The sequence below is a fragment of the Escherichia sp. 20412-1 genome, assembly GCF_003027595.1.
Lineage (GTDB): Bacteria > Pseudomonadota > Gammaproteobacteria > Enterobacterales > Enterobacteriaceae > Escherichia > Escherichia marmotae.
The window spans coordinates 83859-107423 of sequence record NZ_PYQM01000003.1 but is presented as its reverse complement, the minus strand read 5'-3'; the positions used below and the strand labels follow the sequence as shown (position 1 = coordinate 107423).

At 51.3% G+C, this 23565-nt stretch carries 21 protein-coding genes; 13 read left to right on the top strand and 8 right to left on the bottom strand.

The features are described from left to right. Positions 1-114: 114 nt before the first annotated feature. Positions 115-792: an iron efflux ABC transporter ATP-binding subunit FetA gene (gene fetA / locus C7B16_RS03600; RefSeq protein WP_001114841.1), complete on the top strand. Its 678-nt coding sequence runs from the start codon at positions 115-117 to the stop codon at positions 790-792. Then, positions 779-1552 carry an iron efflux ABC transporter permease subunit FetB gene (fetB, locus tag C7B16_RS03595; RefSeq protein ID WP_107179373.1) on the top strand — a complete coding sequence of 258 codons (774 nt, stop codon included), beginning with the start codon at positions 779-781 and terminating at the stop codon, positions 1550-1552. The genes fetA and fetB overlap by 14 nt, the downstream gene beginning before the upstream one ends. A 75-nt stretch (positions 1553-1627) precedes the next feature. Here the strand turns inward: fetB and cnoX are convergent, their stop codons facing one another. Genes cnoX through tesA form a run of 3 tightly spaced genes read right to left on the bottom strand, consistent with a single transcriptional unit; the run spans position 1628 to position 3965 of the window. After that, positions 1628-2482 carry a chaperedoxin gene (cnoX, locus tag C7B16_RS03590; protein WP_001515914.1) on the bottom strand — a complete coding sequence of 285 codons (855 nt, stop codon included), beginning with the start codon at positions 2480-2482 and terminating at the stop codon, positions 1628-1630. Positions 2483-2542: 60 nt separating this feature from the next. Further along, on the bottom strand, positions 2543-3352 hold the full coding sequence (gene ybbO / locus C7B16_RS03585) for an NADP(+)-dependent aldehyde reductase (protein WP_072274887.1): 810 nt from the start codon (positions 3350-3352) through the stop codon (positions 2543-2545). Beyond that, complete coding sequence (gene tesA / locus C7B16_RS03580; protein WP_024191847.1) at positions 3342-3965, bottom strand: multifunctional acyl-CoA thioesterase I/protease I/lysophospholipase L1; 624 nt, start codon at positions 3963-3965, stop codon at positions 3342-3344. Before tesA ends, ybbO begins: the two co-directional genes overlap by 11 nt. Between tesA and ybbA the strand changes: the two genes are divergently transcribed. Further along, positions 3936-4622 (top strand): putative ABC transporter ATP-binding protein YbbA, encoded by a 687-nt coding sequence (gene ybbA / locus C7B16_RS03575; RefSeq protein WP_001515917.1) that lies wholly within the window; start codon positions 3936-3938, stop codon positions 4620-4622. The genes tesA and ybbA overlap by 30 nt on opposite strands. Next, positions 4619-7033 carry a putative ABC transporter permease subunit YbbP gene (ybbP, locus tag C7B16_RS03570; RefSeq protein ID WP_000561802.1) on the top strand — a complete coding sequence of 805 codons (2415 nt, stop codon included), beginning with the start codon at positions 4619-4621 and terminating at the stop codon, positions 7031-7033. Before ybbA ends, ybbP begins: the two co-directional genes overlap by 4 nt. Positions 7034-7265: 232 nt before the next feature. On the opposite strand, the gene mnmH is transcribed toward ybbP, so the two are convergent. Both mnmH and allS read right to left on the bottom strand, forming a co-directional pair. After that, positions 7266-8360, bottom strand: a complete 1095-nt coding sequence (gene mnmH, locus C7B16_RS03560; RefSeq protein ID WP_001158163.1) for a tRNA 2-selenouridine(34) synthase MnmH — start codon at positions 8358-8360, stop codon at positions 7266-7268. Positions 8361-8428: 68 nt separating this feature from the next. After that, complete coding sequence (allS, locus tag C7B16_RS03555) at positions 8429-9355, bottom strand: HTH-type transcriptional activator AllS (RefSeq protein ID WP_107179372.1); 927 nt, start codon at positions 9353-9355, stop codon at positions 8429-8431. 229 nt (positions 9356-9584) lie between these two features. Here allS and allA point away from each other — a divergent pair, with 229 nt between their 5' ends. The 9 genes from allA to glxK all read left to right on the top strand — a co-directional run bounded on the left by allA (position 9585) and on the right by glxK (position 20196). Then, positions 9585-10067 carry an ureidoglycolate lyase gene (gene allA, locus C7B16_RS03550; RefSeq protein ID WP_000776381.1) on the top strand — a complete coding sequence of 161 codons (483 nt, stop codon included), beginning with the start codon at positions 9585-9587 and terminating at the stop codon, positions 10065-10067. A gap of 77 nt (positions 10068-10144) precedes the next feature. Beyond that, positions 10145-10960 (top strand): HTH-type transcriptional repressor AllR, encoded by an 816-nt coding sequence (allR, locus tag C7B16_RS03545; RefSeq protein ID WP_000141275.1) that lies wholly within the window; start codon positions 10145-10147, stop codon positions 10958-10960. Between the two features lie 89 nt (positions 10961-11049). Then, on the top strand, positions 11050-12831 hold the full coding sequence (gcl, locus tag C7B16_RS03540; protein WP_001515920.1) for a glyoxylate carboligase: 1782 nt from the start codon (positions 11050-11052) through the stop codon (positions 12829-12831). 12 nt (positions 12832-12843) lie between these two features. After that, a complete protein-coding gene (hyi, locus tag C7B16_RS03535) occupies positions 12844-13620 on the top strand; it encodes a hydroxypyruvate isomerase (protein WP_107179371.1) in 777 nt (258 codons plus the stop codon). A gap of 99 nt (positions 13621-13719) precedes the next feature. After that, on the top strand, positions 13720-14598 hold the full coding sequence (gene glxR / locus C7B16_RS03530; protein WP_016248432.1) for a 2-hydroxy-3-oxopropionate reductase: 879 nt from the start codon (positions 13720-13722) through the stop codon (positions 14596-14598). 198 nt (positions 14599-14796) lie between these two features. Further along, positions 14797-16251 (top strand): allantoin transporter, encoded by a 1455-nt coding sequence (locus tag C7B16_RS03525; protein WP_000401079.1) that lies wholly within the window; start codon positions 14797-14799, stop codon positions 16249-16251. A 60-nt stretch (positions 16252-16311) separates the two neighbouring features. Continuing rightward, complete coding sequence (allB, locus tag C7B16_RS03520) at positions 16312-17673, top strand: allantoinase AllB (protein WP_107179370.1); 1362 nt, start codon at positions 16312-16314, stop codon at positions 17671-17673. 54 nt (positions 17674-17727) lie between these two features. Beyond that, a complete protein-coding gene (locus C7B16_RS03515) occupies positions 17728-19029 on the top strand; it encodes a uracil/xanthine transporter (RefSeq protein ID WP_105268134.1) in 1302 nt (433 codons plus the stop codon). Between the two features lie 21 nt (positions 19030-19050). Further along, on the top strand, positions 19051-20196 hold the full coding sequence (gene glxK / locus C7B16_RS03510; protein ID WP_001515924.1) for a glycerate 3-kinase: 1146 nt from the start codon (positions 19051-19053) through the stop codon (positions 20194-20196). A 221-nt stretch (positions 20197-20417) separates the two neighbouring features. Here the strand turns inward: glxK and allE are convergent, their stop codons facing one another. From allE to allD, 3 genes are read right to left on the bottom strand one after another with little or no spacing between them, the layout of a single operon-like run. Further along, positions 20418-21203, bottom strand: coding sequence for a (S)-ureidoglycine aminohydrolase (gene allE / locus C7B16_RS03505; protein WP_107179369.1), 786 nt, complete (start codon positions 21201-21203; stop codon positions 20418-20420). A 10-nt stretch (positions 21204-21213) separates the two neighbouring features. After that, entirely contained in the window at positions 21214-22449 is a 1236-nt protein-coding gene (allC, locus tag C7B16_RS03500; RefSeq protein ID WP_107179368.1) for an allantoate deiminase, read from the bottom strand. A 21-nt stretch (positions 22450-22470) separates the two neighbouring features. Then, entirely contained in the window at positions 22471-23520 is a 1050-nt protein-coding gene (gene allD, locus C7B16_RS03495; RefSeq protein WP_001515927.1) for an ureidoglycolate dehydrogenase, read from the bottom strand. Between the last annotated feature and the right edge of the window lie 45 nt (positions 23521-23565).

Below are 23565 nucleotides of genomic sequence, written 5' to 3'. Positions count from 1 at the left end.
GAGCAAAGTTGCTGCTTGATTAAACAAATTATACCTGATTACTGAAAGGGAGTTCCCCCTTATTACTGTGGAGGATAAACTGTTTTTAGTAAAAATCAGAAAAAGGGATGGGTAATGCCGGAAAATAGTCTTTTGCTTCAGTTACACAACGTCGGATATCTGGCTGGTGATACGAAGATTCTTAATAACATTAATTTTTCGCTGCGAGCTGGCGAATTTAAGTTAATTACCGGCCCTTCCGGTTGCGGCAAAAGTACGCTGCTAAAAATAGTTGCTTCATTAATCAGTCCGACCAGCGGAACGTTACTGTTTGAAGGCGAGGATGTCAGCACACTAAAGCCGGAAATCTACCGCCAACAAGTTTCTTACTGTGCCCAGACGCCAACTCTGTTTGGCGACACAGTATACGATAACCTGATTTTTCCCTGGCAGATCCGTAACCAGCAGCCTGATCCGGCCATTTTTCTCGATTTTTTCGAACGCTTTGCTTTGCCGGATACCATCCTGACTAAAAATGTCTCCGAGCTTTCCGGTGGTGAAAAACAGCGCATCTCGTTGATTCGCAATCTGCAATTTATGCCGAAGGTATTATTACTCGACGAAATTACCAGCGCGCTGGACGAAAGCAACAAACGTAACGTCAATGAGATGATCCACCGTTATGTACGCGAGCAAAATATTGCTGTGCTGTGGGTGACACACGACAAAGATGAAATTAATCATGCGGATAAGGTAATTATGCTGCAACCGAATGCCGGAGAAATGCAGGAAGAACGCTATGAACACGCATAATATTACTAACGAGTCGTTGGCGCTGGCATTAATGCTGGTGGCAATCTTAATTAGCCATAAAGAAAAACTGGCGCTGGAGAAAGATATTCTCTGGAGTGTCGGGCGGGCGATAATCCAACTGTTCATCGTTGGCTATGTACTGAAATATATATTCAGTGTTGATGATGCCAGCCTGACATTATTGATGGTGTTATTTATCTGCTTTAATGCGGCGTGGAATGCGCAAAAACGGAGCAAATATATTACTAAAGCCTTTGTTTCGTCGTTTATTGCCATTACGGTGGGGGCGGGAATTACTCTGGCGGTGCTGATTTTATCGGGTTCGATTGAGTTTATCCCGATGCAGGTGATCCCTATCGCCGGGATGATTGCTGGTAATGCGATGGTTGCTGTGGGGCTGTGTTATAACAATCTCGGGCAGCGGTTTATCAGCGAACAGCAGCAAATCCAGGAAAAATTGAGTCTTGGTGCGACGCCGAAGCAGGCGTCTGCAATATTAATACGCGACAGTATTCGCGCGGCTTTAATTCCGACGGTCGATTCAGCAAAAACGGTTGGCTTAGTGAGTTTGCCGGGAATGATGTCCGGGTTGATATTTGCCGGGATTGATCCGGTGAAGGCGATTAAATATCAGATTATGGTGACTTTTATGTTGCTCTCGACCGCCAGTCTGTCGACCATTATTGCCTGCTATTTAACTTATCGTAAGTTTTATAATTCGCGCCACCAGTTGGTGGTGGCGCAATTGAAGAATAAATAATGCGATGCCTGATGCGACGCTGGCGCGTCTTATCGTGCCTACAAATCCGGGCAAGCGTCGCATCTCAACGAAATATCAATACAACAACGCATACAACTGACGGCGATATTTCGACGCCAGCGCATCACCTGTACCCAGTGCGGCGAGGATCTCCTGGAACGTCTTACGTGTCTGACCGTCTGCGGCGGTTAAATCTTTACGCAGATGCCCAAACAGTAACTCCAGCGCCTCTTCATTGCGCCCAACCTGATGCAGTTGCAGCGCCAGTTGCGTCGCCAGTGCAGCATCTTCTGGATTCTCTGCCACCTGTTGTTGCAACTGTTGAATTTCCGGCGTATCAGCCGCCTGCTTCAGCAGTTCGATTTGCGCCACCAGCCCCTGGTAGCGGGTGTCCTGATCCTGCAACGGGATGGTTTTCAGCACCGCTTCTGCATCTTCTGAACGGTTCAGTGCAATCAGCGTTTCTGCCAGTAGCAGACCGATTTCCCCGTTCTGATTCGACAACTGCCAGGCGTCTTTCAGCAGCGGCAGTGCGTCGGTGTAATTTCCTTCCTGCATCAGTTGCATCGCCTGCTGCGCTTTCAGTTCTTCTTCGCGCGGCAGCACTTTATCCAGCAGGGCGCGGATCGCTTCTTCCGGCTGCGGCCCCTGGAAGCCGTCTACCGGCTGACCGTTCTGGAACAGATACACGGTCGGAATAGCGCGCAGACCAAACTGGGAAGCAATCATCTGCTCCGCGTCACAATCCAGCTTCGCCAGAATAAATTGCCCGTTGTACTGCGCCGCGAGGCTTTCCAGAATCGGGGTTAACTGCAAACAGTGCTGGCTACGTTCAGACCAAAAATAGAACAGTACCGGCGTGGTCATCGACTGTTCAAGAACCTGTTGCAGGTTAGATTCGTTAATGTTGACAATATTTTGTACGGACATGGAGTCACTCTCTGTTGTCGATATTTTCTTTGACATGGGGGCTTAAGCGCGCGCTTCAACTCACCCCTGCAATATTTTGTCCATCACGCGCCCCGGCAGCAGGCGTTTAAGCACCATTACCGCCCAGGTAACCAGCGTCACCGGATAGCGCATTTTGGGCTTCTCGCTGATAAAAGCATGGCGCACTTTAGCCACAACTGCTTCCGGCCCCAATGTAAAACGGGCGGCAATGCCGGGGTTTTCGACCGGTTGATCGCTTTGCGTCTGGTTGACGTTGTCGGTGAAACGAGTACGAATAGGGCCTGGCTCAATCAGGCTGACCTTGATTCCGCTGTGGCGCAGTTCCATGCGCAGCGCGTCTGACCACGCCTCCAGCGCATATTTGCTGGCCGCATAAGCGCCGCGACCCGGCGTGGAGATTAATCCCATCACCGATGAGGTCATGACAATACGCCCTTCTCCATGCGGCAACATGGCGGGTAACAGACGCATGGTGAGCTGATGTGCGCCGAAAAAGTTGGCGGAAAACTGCTGTTCCATCTGCGTGCGGCTGATGGTGGAAAGGGGGCCATACACGCCGAATCCGGCATTGTTAAAGATCCCATACAGACAATTATCGGTCAGGGCGATCACTTCGTCGGCTGCGCGATCAACACTTTCCGGTGAATCCAGATCGATCAACACGCCGGTTAATCCCATATTGTTCATGCGCTCAACATCATCCGGTTTCCGGCAACCTGCCAGTACATGAAAACCCTGGCGTTTTAATTCGAGCGCGCTTTCCAGGCCAATTCCACTGGAACATCCGGTAATTAAGACCGATTTTTGCATAACTTTACCTGTCAGGATCTCCGTTGCGTTATGAGTCATGATTTACTAAAGGCTGCAACTGCTTCGCCATCCAGTCGGCAATAAACGGCTGGGCGTCGCGGTTGGGATGAATACCGTCATCCTGCATCCATTGTGGTTTGAGGTAGACCTCTTCCATAAAAAAGGGCAGCAGCGGGACATCGAACTCTTTGGCGAGTTTGGGATAAATGGCGCTAAAGGCTTCATTATAACGGCGACCATAGTTTGCAGGCAGACGTATTTGCATTAACAATGGTTCAGCGTTGGCGGTTTTGACATCCTGCAAAATCTGGCGCAGCGTCTGCTCCGTTTGCTGCGGCTGAAAACCACGCAAACCGTCATTGCCGCCCAGTTCAACCAGCACCCAGCGCGGCTGATGCTGTTTCAGCAGAGCCGGAAGGCGCGCCAGCCCTTGTTGCGAGGTGTCGCCGCTGATGCTGGCGTTGACTACCGACGTTTTACTCTGCCACTTATCATTCAACAAGGCAGGCCAGGCCGCGCTGGCAGACATTCGATACCCGGCGCTCAGGCTATCACCCAGAATTAATAACGTGTCCGCTGCGGCGGCACGGAAAGTTAACAGGACCAGGAACAGGAAGGGCAAATGCCAGCGGAAAACATTGTTGAAGTTCATCATCTTAAGAAGTCCGTCGGTCAGGGGGAGCATGAACTCTCCATCCTCACCGGAGTTGAGCTGGTTGTCAAACGCGGCGAAACCATCGCGCTGGTGGGCGAGTCAGGGTCGGGTAAGTCAACCTTACTGGCGATCCTCGCCGGGCTGGATGACGGTAGTAGTGGTGAAGTGAATCTGGTGGGGCAACCGCTACATACTATGGATGAAGAAGCGCGGGCAACGTTACGCGCGAAGCATGTCGGCTTTGTTTTTCAGTCATTTATGTTAATTCCTACCCTTAATGCACTGGAAAATGTCGAACTTCCGGCGCTGCTGCGCGGTGAGAGTAGCGCGGAAAGTCGTAACGGTGCGAAAGCGTTGCTCGAACAGTTGGGGCTGGGTAAACGTCTTGATCATCTTCCGGCACAGCTTTCCGGTGGAGAACAGCAACGAGTGGCGCTGGCGCGAGCTTTTAACGGTCGGCCTGATGTGCTGTTTGCCGATGAACCCACCGGCAACCTTGACCGCCAGACGGGCGATAAAATTGCCGACCTGCTGTTTTCCCTCAACCGTGAGCATGGCACCACCCTGATTATGGTGACCCACGACCTGCAACTGGCGGCACGCTGCGACCGCTGCTTACGGCTGGTGAACGGACAGTTGCAGGAGGAAGCATGATTGCACGTTGGTTCTGGCGCGAATGGCGCTCGCCGTCGCTGTTGATTGTCTGGCTGGCGTTAAGCCTGGCGGTGGCCTGCGTGCTGGCGTTGGGCAATATCAGCGATCGGATGGAGAAAGGTTTAAGCCAGCAAAGCCGTGAGTTTATGGCGGGCGATCGGGCGTTGCGCAGTTCGCGCGAAGTACCGCCAGCGTGGCTGGAAGAGGCGCAAAAGCGCGGCCTGAAAGTCGGCAAGCAGCTTACCTTTGCCACCATGACCTTTGCGGGCGACACGCCGCAACTGGCGAACGTCAAAGCGGTTGATGATATCTACCCGATGTATGGCGAGCTACAGACCAATCCTTCTGGACTAAAACCGCAACCGGGCAGCGTATTGCTGGCTCCACGGCTGATGGCGCTCCTGAATTTGAAAACGGGCGATACCATCGACGTGGGCGATGCCACGTTGCGCATTGCCGGAGAAGTGATTCAGGAGCCGGATTCCGGTTTTAATCCCTTCCAGATAGCCCCACGCCTGATGATGAATCTGGCAGATGTCGATAAAACAGGAGCCATACAGCCGGGAAGTCGGGTCACCTGGCGTTATAAATTCGGCGGCAACGAGAACCAGCTTGACGGCTATGAGAAATGGTTGTTACCACAGCTTAAACCCGAACAACGCTGGTACGGTCTGGAACAAGACGAAGGTGCGCTGGGGCGTTCGATGGAACGCTCGCAACAGTTCCTGCTGCTTTCGGCGTTGCTGACCTTGCTGCTGGCGGTGGCGGCGGTCGCGGTGGCGATGAATCATTATTGCCGCAGCCGCTACGATCTGGTGGCGATCCTCAAAACGCTGGGGGCTGGGCGGGCGCAACTGCGTAAGTTAATCGTCGGTCAGTGGCTGATGGTACTGATACTTTCAGCCGTTACCGGCGGAGCGATTGGCCTGTTGTTCGAAAGCGTGTTGATGGTTTTGCTCAAGCCTGTTCTGCCCGCCGCGCTGCCGCCTGCCAGCTTCTGGCCGTGGTTGTGGGCGCTCGGCACCATGACGGTTATCTCGTTGCTGGTGGGGCTGCGACCGTACCGACTGTTGCTGGCAACGCAGCCTTTACGCGTATTACGTAATGATGTGGTCGCCAACGTCTGGCCGCTGAAGTTTTATCTGCCGATTGTCAGTGTGGTGGTTGTGCTGCTGCTCGCCGGATTAATGGGTGGCAGTATGCTGCTGTGGGCGGTGCTGGCGGGCGCGATAGTGCTGGCTTTGCTGTGCGGTGTGCTGGGCTGGATGCTGCTCAATGTATTACGCAGTATGACGCTGAAATCGCTGCCTCTGCGCCTGGCGGTTAGCCGCCTGTTACGTCAGCCGTGGTCAACGTTAAGCCAGCTTTCGGCATTTTCGCTCTCCTTTATGCTGCTGGCACTGCTGCTGGTGTTGCGTGGCGATCTGCTTGACCGCTGGCAGCAGCAGTTGCCGCCAGAAAGCCCGAACTACTTTTTAATCAACATCGCCACGGAACAGGTAACGCCGCTAAAAGCGTTCCTCGCGGAATATCAGATAGTCCCGGAATCGTTTTATCCGGTGGTGCGGGCGCGGCTGACGGCAATCAATGGCAAAGCGACAGAAGGCAATGAGGATGAAGCGCTTAATCGCGAGCTGAATCTCACCTGGCAAAATACGCGGCCGGATCATAACCCGATTGTCGCCGGTAGCTGGCCGCCAAAAGCCGATGAAGTGTCGATGGAAGAGGGGCTGGCAAAACGCCTGAACGTTGGTCTGGGCGATACCGTCACCTTTATGGGTGACACCCAGGAGTTTCGCGCCAAAGTCACCAGCCTGCGCAAAGTGGACTGGGAAAGTCTGCGTCCGAATTTCTATTTTATTTTCCCTGAAGGGGCACTGGACGGGCAACCGCAGAGCTGGCTCACCAGTTTCCGTTGGGAGAACGGCAACGGCATGTTGACGCAACTCAACCGCCAGTTCCCGACCATTAGCCTGTTGGACATTGGTGCGATCTTAAAACAGGTCGGCCAGGTGCTGGAGCAGGTAAGTCGGGCGCTGGAAGTGATGGTGGTGCTGGTCACTGCCTGCGGTATGTTGCTGTTGCTGGCACAGGTGCAGGTGGGAATGCGTCAGCGGCATCAGGAATTGGTGGTGTGGCGCACACTCGGCGCGGGCAAAAAGCTGCTGCGCACAACATTGTGGTGTGAGTTTGCCATGCTCGGGTTTGTTTCCGGCCTGGTAGCCGCAATCGGCGCGGAAACGGCGCTGGCGGTGTTGCAGGCGAAAGTGTTTGATTTCCCGTGGGAGCCAGACTGGCGATTGTGGATTGTGCTGCCGTGCAGCGGTGCGTTGCTTCTTTCCCTGTGCGGCGGCTGGCTGGGTGCGCGACTGGTTAAGGGGAAGGCACTGTTCAGGCAGTTTACGGGGTGATGAGAGGCGTTAGATTGCCTGATGCGACGCTTTGCGCGTCTTATCAGCCCTACGGTCTACGGGCAAAATGTAGGCCGGGTGAGGCACTTGTGGCGCATCCGGTAGCCGTGCGCTGATGCCCGATGCGACGCTTTGCGCGTCTTATCAGGCCTACGGTCTACGGGCAAAATGTAGGCCGGATAAGGCGTTTACGCCGCATCCGGCATGAACAACGCGCACAGAATGCCGCCCATCACTGCGCCTTCACCCACTCCATCACTTCCGCCCACTCACCGCGAAAGACAACTTTTTCCGCTTTTTTCTCAAGCTGATAGCGATACATCGGGTCGTAATACTCTTCAAGCAGCGGCACCAGCCAGGCCATATGACCGTCGGTGCTGCCGGTTGCGAGTTGCGTTGTCAGCGCCGCATCCAGCCGTGCCGCCAGTTCGTTATAGCGCTGTAATCCCAGCCGACGCTTAATTGCTGAAAGCCCATGATGCAGGTACTCGCAATACTCTTGCCAGCCCTGTTCTTCACCATATGCATGGGTAAAATCATGATGCATACGCAGGAAATACTCTTCGTTCAGGCGTTCAAGACGGATCTCAAACGGGTCTTCCACCACCGCAATCGCCGCCTGGGTCATTCGCTCGCGCAGACATTCCGGAAGGTGATTTGAACCAATCATCCGGCTTTCATCTTCCAGCACCCACAGGTGCAGATCCTGACGGGCGTCGGTTTTTAGCATTTCGGCGGCCAGCAGGTTTTCAAAACTCGCCTGGCTAAGTTGTGGTTGTAACGTGCGACCAAAAGCAGAACCACGATGGCGCGCCAGCCCTTCCAGATCAACACCGTTCGGTTGCTGTTGCACTAACAGCGTTTTGCCGCTGCCGGTACAACCGCCAATCAGCACTATCGGTTTTTTTGACAGTTCAATGGTCGCCTGAATCGCGGTCTGGCGCAGTGCCTTATAACCGCCTTCCACCAGCGGATAATCAATCCCTGCGTCATGCAGCCAGCGTTGCACAATATGTGAACGTTGACCGCCGCGGGCACAGCAGAGAATACCTTGTGGATTTTGCAGGCACGCTGCCCGCCAGGCGTCCATGCGATGCTGACGAATTTCACCCGCCACCAGTTTATGCCCCAACGCCAGCGCCGCCTCTGATCCTTGCTGTTTATAGCAGGTGCCAACGGCGGCGCGTTCATCGTTATTCATTAACGGCAGGTTGATAGCGGCGGGCATTGCGCCTTGCTCAAACTCGATGGGGGCACGAACATCAATAATGGGCGTATCAGCAATCAGCAGGGCACGATAGTCCTGTTCCGTGTATCTCTCTTGCATAGTAAAAAGTGAACCTCAAATCAGCTTGCGCGCTATTTTACGCGCCAACGCGCAAGGAAACTTGATTTTTAACTACGAGGGTTGCCGAAAATTTCTAAAAAACCGCTGATTTCCGGCCTGCGCTGGGTAAACAAGGTCACAATATCTTCCACCGCTTTGCCGCTGCCAAACTTGCGCCATGCCAGACTTAATGGCGAAGGAGGGCGCATCGTCGGGATGACCCGGCTGACCAGTTGTTGATTATCAATCATCGACTGGCAAAGTGATTTTGGCAAAAAACCAATGCCAACGCCCGCCAGATGGGCGGCGATTTTCGTTTCCATATCAGGAACAATAATTTCCTTTTGTCCCGGCAAACGCCAGGCGACGCGTTTGGTTAAGGTTCGGGCGCTGTCTTCAATATTGACCGCCGGAAAGCGCCGTAACTGCGCTTCTGTTAGCGGCTCTTCAACGTTCGCCAGCGGATGATCCGCCGCGATAATAAAGCGCCATTGCACCGAACCTAAAGGATCAAGGCTAAAAGTATTTGCCAGTGCTTCGGTCCCCGTGACGCCGATAGCCAGGGAAAAGCCTTCGTACAATAGCGAATCCCAGACACCCATATAGATTTGTCGGGAGATGTGAAACTGGGTAAAGGGATAACGTTCATTCAGCCACGCCAGCAGTTGGGCGACGGCCTGGGGGTTGTAGAGCAGGTTGTTGATGACGATATTCACCTGGCGTTCCACGCCATCATTCACCTGTTGCAGCTCGCTGGGCATACTTTCCAGCCAGCTCAGCCAGTCTCTGGCCTGACAAAGCAGATGCTCGCCTGCCGCTGTCAACGTCACGCTGCGAGTCGTGCGGAAAAACAACGCCACCCCGGTATTCTCTTCCAGAAGTTTAATGCGATAACTGATAGTCGCCGTGGTTTTACATAATCGTTCAGCCGCTTTTGAAAAACTTCCTGTTTCAGCAACAGCAATAAAAGTTCGCAAGGTTTCTGGATCAAACATCTTCAGGTATCCCATTTTAAATCAGCAAGTTGCATGATTTTCTTGTCCTTTGATTTACCTGTATTTTCACATGATAACCCTGCATGATTTGTGGACTAAATCTGGTTTTGGAAAAATATTCCAACTTTTGTATTGATGTTGTTCTCTTAAGGTTTTAGATTGCCTGTTATTGAAACCTGGCTGACCGGTCGGCGGTGGTTGAACGGAATTATGTTACAAGGACAAAAAGATGAAACTTCAGGTATTACCGTTAAGTCAGGAAGCCTTCAGTGCTTATGGCGACGTTATCGAAACGCAGCAACGGGATTTTTTCCATATAAACAATGGACTGGTGGAGCGTTATCACGATTTGGCGCTCGTTGAGATTCTTGAGCAAGACCGGACGCTTATCAGCATTAACCGCGCGCAACCGGCGAATCTGCCGCTGACCATCCACGAACTCGAACGCCATCCGTTGGGCACCCAGGCATTTATTCCGTTGAAAGGGGAAGCGTTTGTGGTGGTCGTGGCGTCAGGTGATGAAACCCCAGATCTGTCAACGCTGCGGGCGTTTATCACCAACGGTGAGCAGGGGGTGAATTACCATCGTAATGTCTGGCACCATCCGCTTTTCGCCTGGCAGCAGGTTACCGATTTTCTGACCATCGATCGCGGCGGCAGTGACAACTGTGATGTCGAAAGTATTCCTGAACAGGAACTCTGTTTTGCGTGACGCCTGGAACCGACTTGCATAAGATAAACTAATTGTTCATTGTTTATGCTCACTTGTAGGTCGGAGTTAACGTAGGTATGACGGAAGTTAGACGGCGCGGCAGGCCAGGACAGGCAGAGCCTGTGGCACAGAAGGGCGCACAGGCGTTAGAACGGGGAATTGCGATCCTGCAATATCTGGAAAAAAGTGGGGGAAGTTCATCGGTTAGCGATATTTCTCTCAATCTGGATTTGCCGCTCTCAACGACCTTTCGCTTGCTGAAGGTTTTACAGGCAGCGGATTTTGTCTATCAGGACAGTCAGTTAGGCTGGTGGCATATAGGATTAGGTGTCTTTAACGTCGGCGCGGCGTATATCCATAACCGCGATGTCCTCTCCGTTGCCGGGCCGTTTATGCGCCGCCTGATGTTGCTTTCCGGCGAGACGGTCAATGTCGCAATTCGTAACGGCAATGAAGCGGTTTTAATTGGTCAGTTAGAGTGTAAATCGATGGTCAGGATGTGCGCGCCGCTGGGCAGTCGTCTGCCGTTACATGCTTCCGGCGCAGGCAAGGCGCTGCTTTATCCGCTGGCGGAAGAGGAGCTGATGAGCATCATCCTGCAAACCGGTTTGCAGCAGTTTACGCCAACGACGCTTGTGGATATGCCCACCTTGCTGAAGGACCTGGAACAAGCGCGTGAACTGGGCTATACCGTAGATAAAGAAGAGCATGTTGTAGGCCTGAATTGCATAGCTTCAGCAATTTACGACGATGTAGGTAGTGTTGTTGCCGCTATCTCTATCTCCGGGCCTTCATCACGACTGACAGAAGATCGTTTTGTCAGCCAGGGTGAGCTGGTCAGAGACACCGCCCGCGATATTAGTACGGCGTTGGGACTGAAAGCACATCCATAGTGTCTGTCGCATCCCGCTCTGCGGAGCGGGTTTTTTTGACAAAAAATGAAAGTTGGAAAATTTTTCCAATTAATAGAGGTAGGAATAAAATGGCAAAAATGAGAGCCGTTGACGCGGCAATGTATGTGCTGGAGAAAGAAGGTATCACCACCGCCTTCGGCGTTCCGGGAGCAGCAATCAACCCTTTCTATTCAGCGATGCGTAAGCACGGCGGTATTCGTCACATCCTGGCGCGTCACGTAGAAGGTGCGTCGCACATGGCGGAAGGCTATACCCGCGCAACGGCAGGGAATATCGGCGTTTGTTTGGGGACTTCCGGGCCTGCGGGCACTGATATGATCACCGCGCTCTATTCTGCTTCTGCTGATTCCATTCCTATTTTGTGCATTACCGGTCAGGCTCCGCGCGCTCGTCTGCATAAAGAAGATTTCCAGGCGGTGGATATCGAAGCTATCGCCAAACCGGTCAGTAAAATGGCGGTTACTGTACGTGAAGCGGCGCTGGTGCCTCGTGTGCTGCAACAGGCATTTCACCTGATGCGTTCTGGTCGTCCGGGGCCGGTACTGGTGGATTTACCGTTCGACGTTCAGGTTGCGGAAATCGAGTTTGATCCTGACATGTACGAACCGCTGCCGGCCTACAAACCTGCTGCCAGCCGTATGCAGATCGAAAAAGCGGTAGAAATGTTAATTCAGGCCGAACGTCCGGTGATTGTTGCCGGGGGCGGGGTAATCAACGCCGATGCCGCGGCGCTGTTACAACAGTTTGCTGAACTGACCAGTGTTCCGGTGATCCCAACGCTGATGGGCTGGGGCTGTATTCCGGACGATCACGAACTGATGGCCGGGATGGTGGGGCTGCAAACCGCGCATCGCTACGGTAACGCAACGTTGCTGGCGTCCGACATGGTGTTTGGTATTGGTAACCGTTTTGCCAACCGTCATACCGGTTCGGTAGAGAAATACACCGAAGGGCGCAAAATCGTCCACATCGATATTGAGCCGACACAAATTGGCCGCGTGCTGTGTCCGGATCTGGGTATTGTCTCTGACGCTAAAGCGGCGCTGATGCTGCTGGTTGAAGTGGCGCAGGAGATGCAAAAAGCCGGGCGTCTGCCTTGTCGTAAAGAGTGGGTTGCAGAGTGCCAGCAGCGCAAACGCACTCTGCTGCGCAAAACCCACTTCGACAACGTGCCGGTGAAACCGCAGCGCGTGTATGAAGAGATGAACAAAGCCTTTGGACGCGATGTTTGCTATGTCACCACTATTGGTCTGTCGCAAATTGCCGCTGCACAAATGCTGCATGTCTTTAAAGACCGTCACTGGATCAACTGTGGTCAGGCAGGCCCGCTGGGCTGGACCATTCCGGCGGCGCTGGGCGTGTGTGCGGCTGATCCAGAGCGTAATGTGGTGGCGATTTCCGGTGACTTCGACTTCCAGTTCCTGATTGAAGAGTTAGCCGTTGGCGCGCAGTTCAACATTCCGTACATCCATGTGCTGGTCAATAACGCCTATCTCGGCCTGATTCGCCAGTCGCAGCGTGCATTTGATATGGATTACTGCGTACAACTCGCGTTCGAAAATATTAACTCCAGTGATGTGAACGGTTACGGCGTTGACCACGTAAAAGTGGCGGAAGGTTTGGGTTGTAAAGCCATTCGCGTCTTCAAACCGGAAGATATTGCTCCGGCCTTTGAACAGGCGAAAGCTTTAATGAATCAGTACCGTGTTCCGGTGGTAGTGGAAATTATGCTGGAGCGTGTGACTAATATTTCGATGGGCAGTGAACTGGATAACGTCATGGAATTTGAAGATATTGCGGATAACGCAGTGGACGCGCCGACGGAAACCTGTTTCATGCACTATGAATAAGGGAGATAAATAATGTTACGTTTCTCTGCTAATTTATCGATGTTATTTGGCGAATATGATTTTCTCAGCCGTTTTGAGAAAGCCGCTCAGTGTGGTTTTCGCGGTGTTGAATTTATGTTTCCTTATGACTACGACATTGAAGAATTAAAACAGGTACTGGCGAGTAATAAACTTGAACATACGCTGCATAATTTACCGGCGGGTGACTGGGCGGCAGGCGAGCGGGGTATTGCCTGTATTCCAGGGCGTGAAGAAGAGTTTCGTGATGGCGTAGCAGCAGCGATTCGTTATGCCCTTGCGCTGGGTAATAAAAAAGTTAACTGTCTGGTCGGGAAAACACCAGCAGACTTCAGCAGTGAACAGATTCACGCAACGCTTGTGGAAAATCTGCGTTATGCCGCGAATATGCTGATGAAAGAAGATATTTTATTATTGATTGAGCCAATCAACCATTTCGATATTCCTGGTTTTCATCTCACCGGAACTCAGCAGGCACTGAAACTGATTGAAGATGTTGGCTGCTGCAATGTAAAAATCCAGTATGACATTTATCATATGCAACGGATGGAAGGTGAATTAACCAATACCATAACCCAATGGGCCGATAAAATTGGTCATCTGCAAATCGCTGATAATCCACATCGCGGCGAACCAGGAACCGGAGAAATTAATTACGATTATCTCTTTACGGTAATTGAAAATTCTGACTACAACGGTTGGGTTGGGTGTGAATATAAACCCCAAACCACTACGGAAGCCGGTTTACGCTGGATGGAACCGTACCGTTAAAACGTAACGCTGTTCAGACAATGCTTTTTTAGGCCGCAACATCGGCAGGGGATCGTGTTGTCTGAATTCAGGAATGGCGACATTTAAAAGAGGTTAATTATGAAACTGGGATTTATTGGCTTAGGCATTATGGGCACCCCGATGGCCATTAATCTGGCGCGTGCCGGTCATCAATTACATGTCACAACCATTGGACCGGTTGCTGATGAATTACTGTCACTCGGTGCCGTTAATGTCGAAACCGCGCGCCAGGTAACGGACGCTGCCGACATCATTTTTATTATGGTGCCGGATACGCCGCACGTTGAAGAGGTTCTGTTTGGTGACAATGGCTGTACTAAAGCTGCGCTGAAGGGCAAAACCATTGTTGATATGAGTTCTATTTCACCGATTGAAACTAAACGTTTTGCTCGTCAGGTAAATGAACTGGGTGGTGATTATCTCGATGCGCCCGTTTCCGGCGGTGAAATTGGCGCGCGTGAAGGGACGTTGTCGATTATGGTTGGCGGTGACGAAGCGGTATTTGAACGCGTGAAACCGCTGTTTGAACTGCTCGGTAAAAATATCACCCTCGTGGGCGGTAACGGCGACGGTCAAACCTGCAAAGTGGCGAACCAGATTATCGTGGCGCTCAATATTGAAGCGGTTTCTGAAGCCCTGTTGTTTGCTTCGAAAGCCGGTGCTGATCCTGTGCGTGTGCGTCAGGCGTTGATGGGCGGCTTTGCCTCCTCGCGCATTCTGGAAGTTCACGGAGAGCGTATGATTAAACGCACCTTTAATCCGGGCTTCAAAATCGCTCTGCACCAGAAAGATCTCAACCTGGCGCTACAAAGTGCGAAAGCGCTGGCGCTGAATCTGCCAAACACCGCGACCTGCCAGGAATTATTTAATACCTGTGCAGCAAACGGCGGCAGCCAGTTGGATCACTCTGCGTTAGTGCAGGCGCTGGAATTAATGGCGAATCATAAACTGGCCTGATAAATGAGCATCATGGCTGATGAAGCTACGATGCCCGCAATAAATAATGGCCGATATCAAATAATTGATTCGGCCTGCAGTAAAAAAGAAAGCAGCCAACGATGTTGCTTCAGTATTAAATCTATTTTTTTTATTTTATTAGTTCCTCATAGCTAGATTAAAACAGCGTTATTCAATACGTGAAATTAAGAGGGATTTATGGAACATCAGAGAAAACTATTCCAGCAACGTGGCTATAGCGAAGATCTATTACCGAAAACGCAAAACCAGCGGACCTGGAAAACATTTAACTATTTTACCTTATGGATGGGGTCGGTACATAACGTTCCCAACTACGTAATGGTAGGTGGCTTTTTTATTCTCGGCTTGTCTACCTTTAGTATTATGCTGGCAATTATCCTTAGTGCCTTTTTTATTGCAGCGGTAATGGTATTAAACGGTGCGGCGGGCAGTAAATACGGCGTACCATTTGCCATGATCCTGCGTGCTTCTTACGGTGTACGTGGCGCACTGTTTCCCGGATTATTAAGAGGTGGTATTGCCGCTATCATGTGGTTTGGCCTGCAATGCTACGCGGGGTCACTGGCCTGCTTGATCCTGATTGGCAAAATCTGGCCGGGGTTTTTAACTCTCGGTGGTGATTTCACTCTGTTAGGACTTTCTCTACCCGGCCTGATTACCTTCTTGTTTTTTTGGCTGGTTAACGTTGGAATTGGCTTCGGTGGCGGCAAAGTTTTAAATAAATTCACCGCCATTCTTAACCCGTGCATCTATATCGTTTTCGGTGGCATGGCGATTTGGGCGATTTCGTTGGTTGGGATCGGTCCAATCCTCGACTACATCCCCAGTGGTGTACAGAAAGCAGAAAACAGTGGTTTCCTGTTCCTGGTGGTGATAAACGCGGTGGTTGCGGTCTGGGCAGCACCGGCGGTAAGCGCATCTGACTTTACGCAAAACGCCCACTCGTTTCGTGAGCAGGCGCTGGGGCAAACGCTGGGTCTGGTCGTGGCCTATATTCTGTTTGCGGTTGCTGGGGTAAGTATTATTGCCGGAGCCAGTATTCATTACGGCGCTGATACCTGGAACGTGCTGGATATTGTTCAACGTTGGGACAGCCTGTTCGCCTCATTCTTTGCGGTACTGGTTATTCTGATGACGACCATTTCGACTAACGCCACCGGTAATATTATTCCGGCCGGTTATCAGATTGCTGCTATTGCACCGACGAAACTGACCTATAAAAACGGCGTACTGATTGCCAGTATTATCAGCCTGCTGATCTGCCCGTGGAAATTAATGGAAAATCAGGACAGTATTTATCTGTTCCTCGATATTATCGGTGGAATGCTGGGGCCGGTAATTGGTGTGATGATGGCTCACTATTTCGTGGTCATGCGTGGGCAAATTAATCTTGATGAATTGTATACCGCATCCGGTGATTTTAAATACTACGATAACGGCTTTAACCTTACCGCGTTCTCAGTAACTCTGGTGGCGGTTATTTTATCTCTCGGCGGTAAATTTATTCCGCTCATGGAACCATTATCTCGAATTTCATGGTTTGTCGGCGTTATCGTCGCCTTTGCGGCTTACGCTTTATTAAAAAAACGCACAGCAATAGAAAAAACAGGAGAACAAAAAGTCACAGGTTAATTAATCCCGATATTGAACATTGAGTTAAAAAACCAATCTGTATTTTACAAGGAGTTTGTTATGTCTTTTGATTTCATTATTAAAAACGGCACTGTCATTTTAGAAAATGAAGCTCGCGTTGTAGATATCGCCGTTAAAGGCGGAAAAATTGCCGCTATCGGTCAGGAGCTGGGCGATGCAAAAGAAATTATGGATGCGTCTGGTCTGGTGGTCTCTCCGGGCATGGTTGATGCGCACACCCATATTTCTGAGCCAGGTCGCAGCCACTGGGAAGGTTATGAAACCGGCACTCGCGCAGCGGCAAAAGGCGGTATTACCACCATGATCGAAATGCCGCTCAACCAGTTGCCAGCTACCGTTGACCGCGCTTCTATTGAACTGAAGTTTGATGCCGCTAAAGGCAAGCTGACTATCGATGCGGCACAACTCGGTGGCCTGGTGTCTTACAACATCGACCGTCTGCATGAGCTGGATGAAGTGGGCGTTGTCGGCTTCAAATGCTTCGTCGCAACCTGTGGCGATCGCGGTATCGACAATGACTTCCGTGACGTCAATGACTGGCAGTTCTTCAAAGGCGCGCAGAAGCTGGGCGAGCTGGGTCAGCCGGTGCTGGTGCACTGCGAAAACGCGCTGATCTGTGACGAACTGGGCGAAGAAGCGAAGCGTGAAGGCCGCGTAACCGCGCATGACTATGTCGCTTCGCGCCCGGTATTTACGGAAGTGGAAGCGATTCGCCGCGTACTGTATCTGGCAAAAGTTGCCGGTTGCCGTCTGCACGTTTGCCACATCAGCAGCCCGGAAGGTGTTGAAGAAGTGACTCGTGCGCGTCAGGAAGGTCAGGACGTTACCTGTGAATCCTGCCCGCATTACTTTGTGCTGGATACCGATCAGTTTGAAGAAATAGGCACTCTGGCGAAGTGTTCACCGCCGATCCGCGATTTGGAAAACCAGAACGGCATGTGGGAAAAACTGTTCAACGGTGAAATCGACTGCCTGGTTTCTGACCACTCTCCATGCCCTCCTGAAATGAAAGCCGGTAACATCATGAAAGCATGGGGCGGTATCGCTGGTCTGCAAAGCTGCATGGACGTGATGTTCGATGAAGCGGTACAGAAACGTGGTATGTCTCTGGCCATGTTCGGCAAATTAATGGCCACCAATGCGGCGGATATTTTCGGTTTGCAGCAAAAAGGTCGTATCGCCCCAGGAAAAGATGCCGACTTCGTCTTCATTCAGCCGAATAGCAGCTATGTTCTTACCAATGACGATTTGGAATATCGCCACAAAGTCAGCCCGTATGTTGGCCGTACCATTGGCGCGCGTATCACGAAAACTATCTTACGTGGTGATGTGATTTACGACATCGAACAGGGCTTCCCTGTTGCGCCTAAAGGTCAATTTATCCTTAAACATCAGCAGTAATCTGGCCCCTGCAATGCCCGCCGCGTGCGGGCATTCTCCGGTTAAGGTGTGTTTATGTTCAATTTTGTAGTCAGCCGCGAAAGCCTGTTATCAGGGTTTCAGTGGTTTTTCTTTATTTTTTGCAACACCGTTGTGGTTCCTCCTACGTTGCTTTCGGCTTTTCAGTTGCCGCAAAGTAGCCTGCTTACGCTCACCCAATATGCTTTTCTCTCTACCGCGCTGGCCTGTTTTGCTCAGGCATTCTGCGGTCATCGTCGCGCAATTATGGAAGGGCCGGGGGGCCTGTGGTGGGGAACCATCCTCACCATCACCCTCGGAGAAGCGTCGCGCGGTACACCGATCAACGATATCGCCACCAGTCTGGCGGTGGGAATTGCGCTCTCCGGCGTACTGACAATAATGATTGGTGTTAGTGGCTTAGGTCATCGCCTGGCGCGGTTATTTACCCCGACGGTGATGGTGCTGTTTATGCTGATGCTTGGCGCACAACTGACCAGCATCTTTTTTAAAGGTATGCTCGGGCTGCCGTTTGGCATAGCCGATCCTGATTTTAAAATTCAGTTACCGCCGTTCGCGCTCTCGGTGGCGGTAATGTGCCTGGTGCTGGCGATGATTATCTTTCTGCCGCAACGTTTTGCCCGTTACGGCTTGCTGGTCGGCACGATAACCGGGTGGTTGTTATGGCATTTTTGCTTTTCGTCCTCGCATTCGCTTTCCGGTGAGTTGCACTGGCAGTGGTTCCCGCTCGGCAGTGGTGGCACGTTGTCACCGGGAATTATTCTGACGGCGGTGATTACCGGTCTGGTTAATATCAGTAATACCTACGGTGCGATTCGCGGTACAGATGTTTTTTATCCGCAACAGGGCGCGGGGAATGCGCGTTATCGTCGCAGCTTTGTGGTGACCGGATTTATGACCTTGATAACCGTACCGTTGTCGGTAATTCCATTCTCGCCGTTTGTTTCATCAATTGGTTTATTAACCCAGACCGGCGATTACTCGCGACGCTCGTTTATTTATGGCAGCGTTATTTGTTTGCTGGTGGCGCTGATTCCTGCACTTACACGACTGTTCTGTAGTATTCCATTACCGGTGAGTAGCGCGGTTATGCTGGTTTCTTATCTACCGCTGCTCTTTTCTGCTCTGGTATTTAGCCAGCAAATAACTTTTACCGCTCGCAATATTTATCGCCTCGCATTGCCGTTATTTATCGGCATATTTTTAATGGCATTACCGCCTGTGTATCTGCAAGATCTTCCATTAACGCTTCGTCCTCTACTCAGTAACGGCCTACTGGTCGGAATTTTACTGGCTGTTCTTATGGATAATCTAATTCCGTGGGAACGCATCGAATAATTTGTTGAAAAAGGATTAATAATGAAAATTGTCATTGCGCCAGACTCTTTTAAAGAGAGCTTAAGTGCAGAAAAATGTTGTCAGGCAATTAAAGCTGGATTTTCGACCCTCTTTCCCGATGCGCACTATATCTGTTTGCCGATAGCGGATGGTGGAGAGGGGACGGTTGATGCGATGGTTGCTGCGACGGGCGGCAAAATCGTGACGCATGAAGTCTGTGGACCGATGGGCGAAAAAGTGAATGCTTTTTATGGCATTACTGGGGATGGGAAAACGGCGGTGATCGAGATGGCGGCGGCAAGTGGCCTGATGCTGGTCGCACCTGAAAAGCGTAATCCGCTACTGGCGTCAAGTTATGGCACCGGTGAGTTAATTCGCCATGCGCTTGATAACAGCATTCGTCATATTATTCTCGGCATTGGCGGCAGCGCGACGGTAGACGGCGGCATGGGCATGGCGCAGGCACTCGGTGTGCGTTTTCTCGATGCTGATGGTCTGGTGCTGGCGGCAAATGGCGGTAATTTAGCCCGTGTGGCAAGCATTGAGATAGAGGAGCGCGATCCGCGTCTGGTGAGCTGCCATATCGAAGTCGCGTGCGATGTCGATAACCCGCTGGTAGGGGCACGCGGTGCGGCTACGGTGTTTGGCCCACAAAAGGGGGCAACGCCGGAAATGGTCGAAGAGCTGGAGCAGGGGCTGCAAAATTACGCCCGTGTTTTACAACAGCAAACTGAAATTAACGTCTGCCAGATGGCAGGTGGCGGCGCAGCGGGCGGAATGGGCATTGCGGCGGCAGTGTTTCTCAATGCGGATATCAAACCGGGTATTGATATTGTGTTAAATGCGGTCAATCTTGCGCAGGCGGTGCAAGGTGCGGCGCTGGTGATCACCGGTGAGGGGCGCATTGACTCACAAACGGCAGGCGGTAAAGCGCCGCTGGGTGTGGCGTCAGTGGCGAAGAAATTAAATGTCCCGGTGATTGGGATTGCTGGCGTATTGGGTGATGGCGTGGAAGTGGTGCATCAATATGGTATCGACGCTGTTTTCAGTATACTGCCGCGGCTGGCACCTTTAGCCGAAGTGCTTGCCAGTGGTGAAACCAATCTCTTTAACAGCGCGCGGAATATTGCCTGTGCCATTAAAATAGGTCAGGGAATTAAACTCTGATTCTTACCTTAATAAAGTGGATGCGGTTCATATCGCATCCGTTCAGATTACTGACAACGTGCGTGTTGTGTATGCCGGTTCCGTCCTGGAAATCGCGAAAATTATCATGTAGGCCTGATAAGTGAAGCGCATCAGGTAATGTTGCGAAAAAAAAGCCACGGTATAAACCGTGGCGAAATCCAACATAGCTAAAATAAAAATCTCAGCGAGAGTGGTATTAATTAAATCTCAACGTCGCGGTTGCAATCTTTCGAATAAATATAACTAAACGCTTCACCGCGCCCTACGCTATAACCGGCTTGCAAGGAATATGCGCCCATAAAGATGTAATCGCCTTTTTTCACTGGGATCCAGTTATTGTCGAGGTTATAAACCCCCTGACCGGAAAGAATATAGGCACCGTGTTCCTGAACGTGGGTTTCGATATAACCGTGGCTGGCACCTGGCGCAAAAGAGAGGATATGCATGTTCATATCAAAGCCTAACTCTTTTGGCAGGAAGTCCAGCAGGATCACATCGTCCATACCTTCATAGTGAATACGTTCCAGTTCATTTGCATTGCCAGAAACCAGCCACGGCGCATGGCCTTCTACCGGAATATAACGGCGCTTATATAAGAAGATTTGGCTGTCTTCGGTCTGGGAATTAACAAACGTCATTAAGGAACCTGGCGGGCAATACAGATACCCACCTTCGCTTAAGTCAAATTTTTTCCCTTCAGCTTCGGCAGTGATATTTCCAGAAATCACATACAGGAAAGTTTCTATCCCATCGCCGCCGAAACCCTGCTGATTACCGCCGTTTTGATGCAGCGTGACCAGATAATCGACAAACGTAGCGCCCAGCTTTGGTGTAGACAGGATCGTCGAGTCACAATTTTCAAAGCCCGGAATAATATTTTTCACCAGGCCGTCTGGGGTTAACAGTGCGAAATTACCGTGTTTCACAATCGCGCGGTTAGCCAGTAAATCATCGCGGTAACCCGTGACGTTATTTAAATATCCCATTTATGACTCCTTATTTCTGCCAGGCAAGTTGATAAAGCATGAGTGCCAACGTTTTGACCCCTTCGGCAAGGTCGTTAATATTGGTGCGTTCCGCCGGGTTATGGCTGATCCCGTTAATGCTGGGAATGAAAATCATGCAGGTCGGCACGCGAGGCGCGAAAATTTGCGCGTCGTGTCCGGCACCGCTGTGCATTACCCGATAGTTCAGGGCTTCCTTCTTGCACAGCTCCGTCAGGGTGGCGACCAGTTCTTTGTTCATTGGCACGGGTTCTTCATCCATCCATAAATCGATATCAATACCGATATCCATTTCATCGCAAATCGCCCGCATGTCGTTTTCTAACCGTTGGGTGAAATCACGCAACACGGCGGCGTCAGTATGGCGACAATCAATAGTGAAAGTGGTTTTCCCCGGCACCACATTCACTGTATTCGGGCGCGGCTCCACCTTGCCAAAGGTGAGCACCAGCGGATCGCCCATCTTTTTCGCTTTTTCAACCGCTTGATTGCAAATGCGACTGAACGCGTAGACCGTATCACGACGATAGCCCATCGGCGTGGTGCCTGCATGGTTTGATTCGCCGTTCAGCGTCATCGTGTAGCGACGTTGCCCGACAATTGCATTCACGATGCCAATTGATTGACCATTACTTTCCAGCACACAGCCTTGTTCAATATGCAGTTCGACAAAGGCTTTGATGTCCTCGCGTGGTGGTAGCGGCGCGTTCGGCAGGACAAATCCGCAGGCGAGCATCGCATCAAGGAAGCTGTTGCCTTTGGCATCACAGATATTCCGCACATCGTCAGGATTCGCCAGACCGAAAATGTTTTTACTGCCCCAGAAGACATATGGGAAGCGGCTGCCTTCTTCTTCTGCCATCGCCACCACTTCGACTGTACGCAGCGGCGCGCCGTATTGCGTTTTCAGCCAGTCAATTGCCAGCCACGCCGCCAGTGCGCCGAATTGCCCGTCAAGGTTACCGCCGTTAACAACGGTATCGATATGCGAACCGCTCAGAACCACTTCCTGTGGGTATTCGGTGCCGCTCAGGCGGCCGTATAAATTCCCCACTTTGTCGAAATGTGTTTCCAGCCCGCTGACGGCCATTCTTTTTTTGAATTGTTGCTGGGTTTCCAGCCATTCCGGCGAATAAAGTAAACGGGTCATTCCACCCGTTGGGTCTGCGCCAAAAGAGGAAAGCCAGGGCAGCGTTTCTTCTATGGCCTGGCGAAAATGTGTGATCATAGGAAAGTCCTGTCTCAATTATTATTGTGCAAAGGGATTTTTCGTTTCATATGACGTGTTATAAAGCGCGTCGGAAATTAAATACTGGTAAATATCATCAACAATCTCGATACCTTCGACGGCGGCTTTGCGTTGTTTAATATCTTGATCCTGTCCGGGATAATAAACCTGGCTAAAACCGGGCGCGGGGGTAATGGCATTTAATTCGCACATGGTCTGGCTAAGATGTTGTCGGAATAATTCGCTGGAGGAGAAAAAGTCAGGATTAATTACCAGATGTAATTGCCCCAAATTACGTCCGGCGTGTAAATCGTCATACATTGAACTGACCTGACGCCCGAACGGTAAACCGAGTAACACGCCTGAAAGCAGATCAATCATCATCATCAGGCCATAACCTTTCGGTCCGGCAGCGGGCAGCAGGGCGTTAACCGAGAATGGATCGGCTGTTGGTGCTCCGTTTTTATCGACCGCCCAGGTCTCCGGAATAGACATATTGCGCGAGCGCGCGTCGAGTACTTTCCCCCATGCTTGTACGGTAGTCGCCATATCAAAGGTAAGGATCTCGTCACTTTCTCCCGGCGCGGCAAAGGCCAGCGGGTTAGTACCGTAGTAAATTTCCGCCCCGCCAAATGGCACCACCATGGGATCGGACTGACACATCGAAATGCCAATTAATCCGGCGTGAGCTGCCTGCTGCACAAAATAAGAGATTGCACCGCTGTGCCCCATCCGGCTAATGCCGACCACGGCAACGCCATTTTGTTGGGCGGTTTTGATGGCATGTTCCATAGCCATTTTTGCGGCAACCTGCCCGGCGGCATTGTCGGCATGTAAAATTGCCGAGCACGGCCCTGTCTCCTCAAGACGGAATGCCGGTTCGCGGTTAGTGCCGCCTTTTGAAATGCGTTCTGCGTAGTATTCCACGCGTACCGCGCCATGAGAGTGGATCCCTCTGGCATCGGCGTAAACCAATACTTCAGCAACGGTTGCAGCGTGCTCACGTTTTAACCCAGCCAGGCAGAGTTTATTCTCAATTAGCTGGTGGAGTGTTTCCCGACTGATTTTCATCTGTCTTCCTTTTTAACGACGGTGTGAAGCATGACTGCAATTAAC

Coding starts and splice junctions, on each gene's coding strand:
- fetA (WP_001114841.1), top strand. CDS start 115: ATGCCGGAAAATAGTCTTTTGCTTCAGTTACACAACGTCGGATATCTG.
- fetB (WP_107179373.1), top strand. CDS start 779: ATGAACACGCATAATATTACTAACGAGTCGTTGGCGCTGGCATTAATG.
- cnoX (WP_001515914.1), bottom strand. CDS start 2,482: ATGTCCGTACAAAATATTGTCAACATTAACGAATCTAACCTGCAACAG.
- ybbO (WP_072274887.1), bottom strand. CDS start 3,352: ATGACTCATAACGCAACGGAGATCCTGACAGGTAAAGTTATGCAAAAA.
- ybbA (WP_001515917.1), top strand. CDS start 3,936: ATGCCAGCGGAAAACATTGTTGAAGTTCATCATCTTAAGAAGTCCGTC.
- tesA (WP_024191847.1), bottom strand. CDS start 3,965: ATGAACTTCAACAATGTTTTCCGCTGGCATTTGCCCTTCCTGTTCCTG.
- ybbP (WP_000561802.1), top strand. CDS start 4,619: ATGATTGCACGTTGGTTCTGGCGCGAATGGCGCTCGCCGTCGCTGTTG.
- mnmH (WP_001158163.1), bottom strand. CDS start 8,360: ATGCAAGAGAGATACACGGAACAGGACTATCGTGCCCTGCTGATTGCT.
- allS (WP_107179372.1), bottom strand. CDS start 9,355: ATGTTTGATCCAGAAACCTTGCGAACTTTTATTGCTGTTGCTGAAACA.
- allA (WP_000776381.1), top strand. CDS start 9,585: ATGAAACTTCAGGTATTACCGTTAAGTCAGGAAGCCTTCAGTGCTTAT.
- allR (WP_000141275.1), top strand. CDS start 10,145: ATGACGGAAGTTAGACGGCGCGGCAGGCCAGGACAGGCAGAGCCTGTG.
- gcl (WP_001515920.1), top strand. CDS start 11,050: ATGGCAAAAATGAGAGCCGTTGACGCGGCAATGTATGTGCTGGAGAAA.
- hyi (WP_107179371.1), top strand. CDS start 12,844: ATGTTACGTTTCTCTGCTAATTTATCGATGTTATTTGGCGAATATGAT.
- glxR (WP_016248432.1), top strand. CDS start 13,720: ATGAAACTGGGATTTATTGGCTTAGGCATTATGGGCACCCCGATGGCC.
- C7B16_RS03525 (WP_000401079.1), top strand. CDS start 14,797: ATGGAACATCAGAGAAAACTATTCCAGCAACGTGGCTATAGCGAAGAT.
- allB (WP_107179370.1), top strand. CDS start 16,312: ATGTCTTTTGATTTCATTATTAAAAACGGCACTGTCATTTTAGAAAAT.
- C7B16_RS03515 (WP_105268134.1), top strand. CDS start 17,728: ATGTTCAATTTTGTAGTCAGCCGCGAAAGCCTGTTATCAGGGTTTCAG.
- glxK (WP_001515924.1), top strand. CDS start 19,051: ATGAAAATTGTCATTGCGCCAGACTCTTTTAAAGAGAGCTTAAGTGCA.
- allE (WP_107179369.1), bottom strand. CDS start 21,203: ATGGGATATTTAAATAACGTCACGGGTTACCGCGATGATTTACTGGCT.
- allC (WP_107179368.1), bottom strand. CDS start 22,449: ATGATCACACATTTTCGCCAGGCCATAGAAGAAACGCTGCCCTGGCTT.
- allD (WP_001515927.1), bottom strand. CDS start 23,520: ATGAAAATCAGTCGGGAAACACTCCACCAGCTAATTGAGAATAAACTC.